Annotated in this window: 9 protein-coding genes; 2 read left to right on the top strand and 7 right to left on the bottom strand. The window is 65.5% G+C overall.

The genetic code is table 11. From position 1 onward, the window contains the following. The 5 genes from DBR12_RS19130 to DBR12_RS19110 all read right to left on the bottom strand — a co-directional run. Positions 1 to 661 (bottom strand): response regulator transcription factor (locus DBR12_RS19130; protein WP_108618698.1); only part of this gene is annotated, 661 nt, incomplete at its 3' end. 135 nt (positions 662 to 796) lie between these two features. Further along, entirely contained in the window at positions 797 to 1,870 is a 1,074-nt protein-coding gene (locus tag DBR12_RS19125; RefSeq protein WP_108618696.1) for a formylglycine-generating enzyme family protein, read from the bottom strand. Continuing rightward, positions 1,870 to 2,130, bottom strand: a complete 261-nt coding sequence (locus DBR12_RS19120) for a hypothetical protein (protein WP_108618695.1) — start codon at positions 2,128 to 2,130, stop codon at positions 1,870 to 1,872. The genes DBR12_RS19125 and DBR12_RS19120 overlap by 1 nt, the downstream gene beginning before the upstream one ends. A 303-nt stretch (positions 2,131 to 2,433) precedes the next feature. Next, positions 2,434 to 3,735, bottom strand: a complete 1,302-nt coding sequence (locus DBR12_RS19115; RefSeq protein ID WP_108618694.1) for a tryptophan--tRNA ligase — start codon at positions 3,733 to 3,735, stop codon at positions 2,434 to 2,436. Positions 3,736 to 3,781: 46 nt separating this feature from the next. Then, complete coding sequence (locus DBR12_RS19110) at positions 3,782 to 4,450, bottom strand: site-2 protease family protein (RefSeq protein WP_108618693.1); 669 nt, start codon at positions 4,448 to 4,450, stop codon at positions 3,782 to 3,784. A gap of 187 nt (positions 4,451 to 4,637) precedes the next feature. On the opposite strand from DBR12_RS19110, the gene DBR12_RS19105 reads away from it, so the two are divergent. Next, complete coding sequence (locus DBR12_RS19105; RefSeq protein WP_108618692.1) at positions 4,638 to 5,795, top strand: methyl-accepting chemotaxis protein; 1,158 nt, start codon at positions 4,638 to 4,640, stop codon at positions 5,793 to 5,795. Between the two features lie 48 nt (positions 5,796 to 5,843). On the opposite strand, the gene DBR12_RS19100 is transcribed toward DBR12_RS19105, so the two are convergent. Both DBR12_RS19100 and DBR12_RS19095 read right to left on the bottom strand, forming a co-directional pair. Next, the gene (locus DBR12_RS19100; RefSeq protein ID WP_108618691.1) at positions 5,844 to 6,479 is read right to left on the bottom strand and encodes an L-threonylcarbamoyladenylate synthase; all 636 of its coding nucleotides are present in this window, start codon (positions 6,477 to 6,479) and stop codon (positions 5,844 to 5,846) included. Between the two features lie 22 nt (positions 6,480 to 6,501). Then, entirely contained in the window at positions 6,502 to 7,368 is an 867-nt protein-coding gene (locus DBR12_RS19095; protein WP_108618690.1) for a 3',5'-nucleoside bisphosphate phosphatase, read from the bottom strand. A gap of 136 nt (positions 7,369 to 7,504) precedes the next feature. Between DBR12_RS19095 and DBR12_RS22400 the strand changes: the two genes are divergently transcribed. Further along, on the top strand, positions 7,505 to 8,422 hold a 918-nt coding region (locus DBR12_RS22400; protein ID WP_199226728.1), incomplete at its 3' end, for a methyl-accepting chemotaxis protein.

Here is an 8,422-nt window from a genome sequence, read left to right as displayed (position 1 = left end):
AGCCTACGCCATACACCGCCGTGACGATGAAGCCATTGGCGGGGCGCAGGTCCAGCAGGGTGCGCAGGCGTGAGATGTGGGTGTCCAGCGAGCGCGACATGACATCGGCCACCTGGCCCCAGACGATTTCCTTGAGGTGGTCGCGAGACAGCAGCCGACCCATGTTTTGGAACAGAAACAGCGCAAGGTCGTACTCGCGGTTCTTGAGTTCCACGGGCACACCATCCATTTCGATGGCGCGGGTTTCGGGCAGAAAACGGTAGCGGCCAAACTCCAGCACGCTGGCCGTGTTGCCGGGGTAGGCGCGGCGCAGCAGCGCAGCCACGCGGGCATTGAGTTCGCCGATGCGCACGGGCTTGACCATGAAGTCGTCGGCACCGCTCGCCAAACCCTCGACGATGTCGCGCTCTTCCTGCCGGTTGGTCACAAACAGGATGGGCAGCTGCGCTGCCACGTTTTTGCGCACCCAGCGCACCACCTCGGGGCCCGTGGTGTCGGGCAGTTGCCAGTCCACGATCAGCAGGTCAAAGGTCTCACGGCGCAGCGTGCGCAGCAACTCGGCGCCGGTCAAATGCGTGTGACAGACGTGGCCCATCGCCTCCGTGGCCTGCTTGATCAGATCCAGCTGAAGCGCATCGTCGTCCAGAGCGGCTATGCGCATGGTGTCCCCCATCGAAGTGGAAGCCGGAAATTATTCGCGATATCCCGTGCCAAGCCTAGCTGCGTGGCGAGGGCGTGCGGGTGGTTTGACATTTGTTAACTCTTTGTTGTTTGTTGCAGACGCTGGGTGTTGTCGTCATGGCGATGGCGATGACGATCGGGGTGTCGTCGGCAGGGCGATTTCGCGCACCAGTCGCATGCCGACCAGTGGGTACCGTGTCTGTGGTGTGTTCCAGTTGCGAAAACCGCAGCGCGCGTAGAACGACCAGGTATGCCATGAGCCGCCCCGGCGCACGCGCACACTGCCTGCGGTGGGGCCCTGGGGGTCGGCCCCTGGCGATGCGGCGTAGTAATTGTCGTCGTGCCAGTCCGCTACCCATTCCCATGCGTTGCCGAGCATGTCATGCAGGCCAAACGCATTGGGGGCATAGCTGCCTACAGGGGCCGTGAAGGCATGGCCGTCGCTACTCGCTAGCGCATGCTGGCGCCAGTGAGGCCATAGGGGAGCGGCTTCCTGGTCAAAGGTATTGGCCACCCGCACAAGGCCCTGCGGGTTGTCGCCATGGGGGTAGAGGGTACGGGTGCCGGCGCGGCAGGCGTATTCCCACTCGGCCTCGGTGGGCAGGCGGTAGGGGTGGCCTTCGGTTTTGCTCAGCCAGCGGGCCAGGGCCTGGGCGTCGTTCCAGGTGATGTTGACGACCGGGTGGTTCGGGTCCTGCGCAAACCCGGGGTTGCGCCACGAATACTGGGGCAAGCGGCCGTCGAATGCGTCGCCGCGCTGTGTGGTGGCCGGATCGTACTGGGGGTTGTAGCCATATCCCCCTGTGCCATCGGCTTCGGATTCAGGTTGGTAGCCCGAGGCTTCGACAAACCGCTGGAACTGCCCTACCGTGACCTCGTGCTGGCCCAGGTAGAACGCGCTGCGGATGTGCACTTCATGGGAAGGCGCTTCGTCGATCAGGTCGGTGAAGCGTTTTCTTTCAAGCAAAGGATAGGTCTGGGCCAGCATCTCCACGGGGGGCACGCCCCCCATCCAGAACTTGCCCGCAGGAACCTGCACGAACACCATGCCCAGGCTGTTGACCCAAGTGGGATGCGCCGGGGGCTTCTGAAGAGGTGCATGCTGGCACCCCGCCAGCAGCGCGGCCAGGGTCAGCAGGGTCCCGCCAGCGCACAGCGGGCGGGTTGGTGCGGGGCTGGCAGAGGGCATCAAGGTTTGTCGGGTCGTTCGCTCACGCACTCGAAGACCAAGCGCGAGCCGTCGTTGCGCAATAGCTTGGCGTGCAATGCCAGGCGCTGACATTCGCGGCTGGCGGTCGCGTACGCCTGGGAAGTGTCCGGGCCATACACCGGCACGCTGAAGGTACGGTCCCGCCCCGAGGCCATGGGGCCTGACGGGTGGTGGGGGTGGGTGGCGTTGCATCCGGCCAGCAGGGCCAGCACAGAGACCGAGACAAACAGCAGCTTCATGGGGTCCTCCAGATCAGGTCTAGGTGCCCAGTTTAAGGGCGCCATCGATCAACGGTACCTGTGCCTGGGCAGCCCGGCGCGCAAACGTGCGGGCTGGAGCTTCAACCGCGTGCTATTCCGCAGACCAGCAGACCGCCGCTGGGCTTGGACGGGCATGCTGCACATACCTCTGCATGGCAAGGTACGCCCTACCCTGTGAACGCAGCCTGCGTTATCGCATGGATTGAGGGTTTTTTAGGCCCTCTGCGCTCGACTGTAAAGCGTCTTGTGCTATCAAATAAATAGCAATTTAGCTGTGAATATTCAGGCTGCAGCCGCTGCATGTGCGGCCAGCGCGGCCAGTGCTGCTGCCACTTCGGCCTCTGCCGCGCCGTCCACAGGCGCAAGATGCCCCGCCAGTGCACCCAGCCCTTCGCGCTGCAGGCGGGCGATGGCCTGCCCTGCGTCCTTGGGCGCGTCAAACCCAGTGCTTTGCAGCAGCAGGCGGCCATCGGCATCCACCAGCTTGAAGTAGAACTTGCCGTCGGCCTCGCGGTACTGCTTGAACGAGGGCAGGGCGGCCTTGGCAGCCTTCACTGGCTTGGCTGCTGAGCTGGCCTGCGCCAGGCTGCGCAGGCCCACGGCCGAACGCAGCTCGCGGATGAACGGCGTGGCCAGCGCGCGGGCACGCTCGGCACCGGCCAGCAGCGTGGTTTCGATGCGGGCGGGGTTGTTCATCAGGTCTTCGTACTTGGCGCGCATGGGCGCAATCACCTGGTCCACGCGCTCGAACAGCACCTGCTTGGCATCGCCCCAGGCAATACCGTCGGCGTAGGCCTTGCGCAGCGCCTCGGTCTCATCGGCCGTGGCAAAGGCCTGGTAGATCTGGAACAGCGCCGAGCCCTCGACCTCCTTGGCCTGGCCGGGCGCGCGCGAGTCGGTCAGGATGGAGCCGATCAGTTTCTTGAGCTGCTCGCGCGAGCTGAACAGCGGGATGGTGTTGTCGTAGCTCTTGCTCATCTTGCGCCCGTCCAGGCCGGGCAGCGTGGCCACATGGTCGTCAATGGCGGCCTCGGGCAGCACAAAGTGCTCGCCATACAGGTGGTTGAAGCTGGCCGCCATGTCGCGCGCCATCTCGATGTGCTGGATCTGGTCGCGGCCCACGGGCACCTTGTGTGCCTTGAACATCAAAATGTCCGCGCCCATGAGCACGGGGTACATGAACAGGCCCGCCGTCACGCCGTCGTCCTGCTCGCGCCCTGCAGCCGTGTTCTTGTCCACGCTGGCCTTGTAGGCGTGCGCGCGGTTGAGCACGCCCTTGCCAGTCACGCAGGTCAGCAGCCAGGTCAGTTCGGGGATCTCGGGGATGTCGGACTGGCGGTAGAAGGTGACCTTCTCGGGGTCCAGGCCCGCCGCCAGCCAGCTGGCCGCGATTTCCAGCGTGGAGCGCTGGATGCGAGCCGGGTCTTCGCACTTGATGAGCGCGTGGTAGTCGGCCAGGAAGTAAAAGCTTTGCACGCCAGGCTGCAGGCTGGCCGCCACCGAGGGGCGGATCGAGCCGACGAAATTGCCCAGGTGAGGCGTGCCCGTGGTGGTGATGCCGGTGAGAAAACGCGTGGTGCTCATAGAGACGGAGGAACGGAATGAAGTACGGAAAACGACGAAAAGCAGGTCAGTTCAGCAGCGCTGTCAGGGGCGTGAGCAGCAGGTTGATAACGCTGTAGCCCAGCGCCATCAGGGGGCGCAGCCACAGTGCGCCCACCACGCCCGCAATCACGAGGCCCATCACGATGAAAAAGCCCCAGGGCTCGATGCGCGAGACCATGTGCGCCTGCTTCCAGGGCAGCAGCCCCACCAGAATGCGCCCGCCATCGAGTGGCGGCAGCGGAAACAGGTTGAAGGCCCACATCACCAGGTTGACCAGCACACCCGCGCGGGCCATCTCGATGAAGAAGCGCTCTTCCACGCCCGAGCCCACCAGCGCCACCAGCAGCACGGCCCAGCCGATGGCTTGGATGAAGTTGGACGCGGGCCCCGCCAGCGCCACCCAGACCATGTGCTGCTTGGGCTTGCGCAGGTTGCCGAAGTTGACAGGCACCGGCTTGGCGTAGCCGAACAAAAACGCCCCCGAGGTGGCGAAGTACAGCAGCAGCGGCATCAGGATGGTGCCCACCGGGTCGATGTGCTTGAGGGGGTTGAGCGTAATGCGCCCCATCATGTAGGCCGTGTTGTCGCCAAAGTGGCGCGCCGCGTAGCCATGGGCCGCCTCGTGCACGGTGATGGCAAACAGCACCGGCAGGGCGTAGATCAGAACGGTTTGGATGAGATTGGAGGTGTCCACCCGAGGATTGTCTCAGACCGCTTGCCGCCCGGCGGTCCCGCAGGCGGCGGGTTGGGCGATTGTGGGTTGTACGTACGCCAGATGCATGCCTTGCTGCGCGATCATTGGTGGTTGCGGCGCCTGCCGGGGATGCTCCTTTGAACAGGCTCTTGATTATCACTACAACAGTTCTAGAGAGACTACGCGCATGTTGAACCATCTGAAGATCGGAACGCGCCTGACGCTGGCGTTTGGTGGCATTGGCCTTGTGGTGCTGCTGTTGATGGCCATGGTGCTGTCGGGCGTTGGCGCAGCCGAGCAGGCCCTGCAGGGCGGTGCGGTGGGGGCGCAGCAGGTGCAGGCAGCGCAGGCCCACCTTGGCAGTGTGCGGGCGTGGGCCATTGGCTGCAGCGTGGTGGTGTTTGTGCTGGCACTGCTGGCCGTGGTCAGCCTGCGCGCGGGCATTGTGGCGCCGCTGAACCAGGCCCTCCTGATCGCTGAGACTGTGGCCTCGGGCGACCTGAGCCAGGAGTTCAGCTCCGATCTGCAGGGCGATTTTGGCCGCCTGCTGAGCGCGCTGGGCACCATGGAAGACACGCTGACCGACCTGGTCTCGCGCATCAAGCAGGACGCCGATGCGATCAGCGCCTCTGCCGCCGACATCGACCACGGCAACACAGACCTCTCGCGCCGCGCCGAAGACCAGGTGTCTTCCCTCACCCAGACAGCAGCCAGCATGGAGCAGCTTACGGCCACGGTGCGCCAGAACGCCGAACGCGCCCATTCGGCCAGCGGTCTGGCCGTCAAGGCATCGGCCATTGCCGAGCAGGGCGGCACTGTGGTGGGCGAGGTGGTGCAGACCATGCAGGCCATCAGCGGCAGCTCACGCAAAATCGTGGACATCATCCAGGTCATTGAGGGCATCGCCTTCCAGACCAACATCCTCGCGCTCAATGCCGCCGTCGAGGCCGCGCGTGCGGGCGAGCAGGGCCGGGGCTTTGCCGTGGTGGCCAGCGAGGTGCGCAACCTCGCCCAGCGCAGCGCGGTGGCCGCGCGCGAGATCAAGGCACTGATCAGTGCATCCGTCGAACAGGTCGAAAGCGGCGCGGGCCAAGTGGGCCAGGCGGGCAAGACCATGGAGGAGATCGTTGGCGCCGTGGGCCAGGTGAGCGCCTTGCTGGGCGAGATCTCCGTGGCCCTGCGCGAGCAGAGCGAGGCCATCACCCATGTCAACCAGGCTGTGGCCCACATGGACGGCACCACCCAGGACACGGCCGCGCTGGTGCAAAGCGCCGTGGCCACCGCCTCTGCATTGACCGCTCAGGCACGCGATCTGGAGCAGGCGGTCGGCGCGTTCAAGCTCTGACCAACGCCGCTTCGCGCGCCAAACAGGGCCAGGCGCGCAAGCAGGGTGCTACAGGCCCAAGGCCTGCAGACTGCCACGCCCTTCGCGCACCACCTCCGGGTCGCCACCCGCGCCCATGGGGGTCAGGTCCACCACCGTGGTGGGCTCCAGCGGGCAGGCGCCTGCGTCCACGATGGCGTCCAGCAGCTTTTCATACCGCGCGCGGATATCCTGCGGGTCGTTCAGCGGCTCCGTTTCGCCCGCCGGGATCAGCGTGGTGGCCAGCAGGGGCGCGCCATGCAGCTCCAGCAGCAGCTGCAGGCCCTTGCGGTCTGGCACACGCAGGCCGATGGTCTTGCGCGAGGGGTGGCTCACGCGGCGGGGCACTTCCTTGGTGGCTTCGAGGATGAAGGTGTAGGGCCCCGGCGTGCCCAGCTTGAGCAGGCGGTACTGGCGGTTGTCCACCCGTGCGTAGTTGGCCAGCTCCGACAGATCGCGGCACAGCAGCGTGAGGTGGTGCTTCTCGTCCACCTGGCGGATGCGGCGCAGGCGGTCCACGGCGTCCTTGTCGTCCAGGTGGCAGACAAGCGCGTAGCTGGAGTCGGTGGGCACGGCCAGGATGCCGCCCTTTTGCAGCAGCATCGCCCCCTGCTTGAGCAGGCGTGGCTGCGGGTTGTCGGGGTGGACTTCGAAATACTGGGCCATGAGTTTTTTTGGTGGGGGCTGTTCAGGCCGGGGGCAGCTGGATGCGGTGGGCCAGCAGCTCCCACACAGGGGTGAGTTGGCCCGGCAGCAGCGGTAGCGTGCCCAGGTCGGTGTGGGATTCGTCAGGGCTGTGGAAGTCGCTGCCGCGCGAGGCGGCCAGTCCAAACTCCAGCGCCATGGCAGCATAGGTCACGTACTCGGCAGCGCTGTGGCTGCCGGTCACCACTTCCACGCCGCGCCCGCCATGCTGCTTGAATTCGGAGAACAGTGCGTACTCCTCGTTGGCGGTGAACTTGTAGCGCGCCGGGTGGGCAATCACGGCCATGCCACCGGCCTCGGTGATCCAGCGCACGGCATCGCCCAGCCCAGCCCAGCGGTGAGGCACATAGCCGGGCTTGCCTTCGATGAGGTACTTGCGGAACACCTCCGAGGTGTCCTTGCAGACGCCACTTTCCACCAGAAAACGTGCGAAATGCGTGCGAGAGATCAGGTCGGGGTTGCCCACAAACTGCAGCGCCCCCTCATATGCGCCATGGATGCCTGCCTGCGCCAGCTGTGCGGCCATGTCCTGGGCGCGTTCATTGCGTCCGCCGCGCGTGGCGGCCAGGCCCCGGGCCAGTTGGGCATCGTCGGGGTCAAACCCCAGGCCAACGATGTGCACGGTAGTGTTGGCAAAGGTGACCGAAATTTCGGTGCCGGTGATGTAGGCCATGCCCTGCGCGCGGGCAGCGGCGGCGGCGCGGTGCTGCCCGCCGATCTCATCATGGTCCGTCAACGCCCACAGCTCGACCCCGTTGGCTTTGGCCCGCGCGGCCAGGTCTTCGGGTGTCAGGGTTCCGTCGGAGACAACGGAGTGGCAATGCAGGTCGGCGTTGAGGATGGGGGTCACCGGGGCATTTTAGGGCTTGTACCGATAACACAGCCTGCCGAACCCAGCAACACTGCCCGCAGGGATGGCGCGCCTGGTGGCGGCGCGGCAATGGGTGACGTGTTCCAAGCCCGTAGACACGTTCTAAGGAGTGATCGTGAAATTCAATGACCTGCGTGTGGCCCACAAGATGTGGAGCGTGATCCTCGGTTTGCTGGCCCTGATGCTGGTGACCGCTATCTGGACACAGTGGTATGGGCGGCAGGTGACCGCCGCCACCGAAGAATCCGTGGAAAAGTACGAGGCCGCCATTACCACCGCCGTCAGCTGGCGCGGGCTGGCCGAGGTGGCCGTCACGATGTCGATGGCCAGTTTTGTGACCACCGACCAGGCACTCAAGGCCGACTTTGACACCCGGGTGGCAGCTCTCACGGCGCGCATTACCCCGGTGCAGGAAAAAATCACCAAGGCCGCCGAGTCGGCAGAAGACAAGGCTGCATTGGCTGCTGTGGGGGCTGCGCGCGCCGATGTGCGGGGCCAGGCCGACAAGCTCAAGGAGTTGACCGATGCAGGGGATGCCGCAGCCAAGCAGGCCTACCTTGCCAACGTTTACCGTCCGAAGGTCGTGGCCTACCTGGATTCAATTGACAAGTTTGTGGCCGCTCAGGAGCGCCAGCGTGATGCGGCGGTGCAGGCTGCCAGCGCCACCCGAGGCCGCCTTGTGTTGATCGGGTCCATCGCTGCCGTTGCCGTGGTGGCGCTGGGCATGGTGCTGGCGGCTTTGCTGGTGCGCTCCATCACGCGCCCGCTGGACCGGGCTGTGGCACTGGCCGAAGCCATCTCGGCCGGAGACCTCACGCAGGACATTCACGACGACCGCAGGGACGAGCTGGGCGTTCTCACGCGGGCCCTGTCCGGCATGGCTACGCGGCTGCGCACGGTGGTGAGCGAGGTACGGCACGGGGTGGATGCGGTGTCGTCGGCGTCGGTGGAGATAGCCAACGGCAACCACGACCTGTCTGCCCGCACAGAGCAGACGGCGTCGAACCTGGAAGAGACGGCGGCCAGCATGGAG

It is taken from the genome of Acidovorax sp. HMWF029 (genome assembly GCF_003060895.1).
Lineage (GTDB): Bacteria > Pseudomonadota > Gammaproteobacteria > Burkholderiales > Burkholderiaceae_C > Acidovorax.
This window is presented reverse-complemented; position numbering and strand designations above follow the sequence as displayed.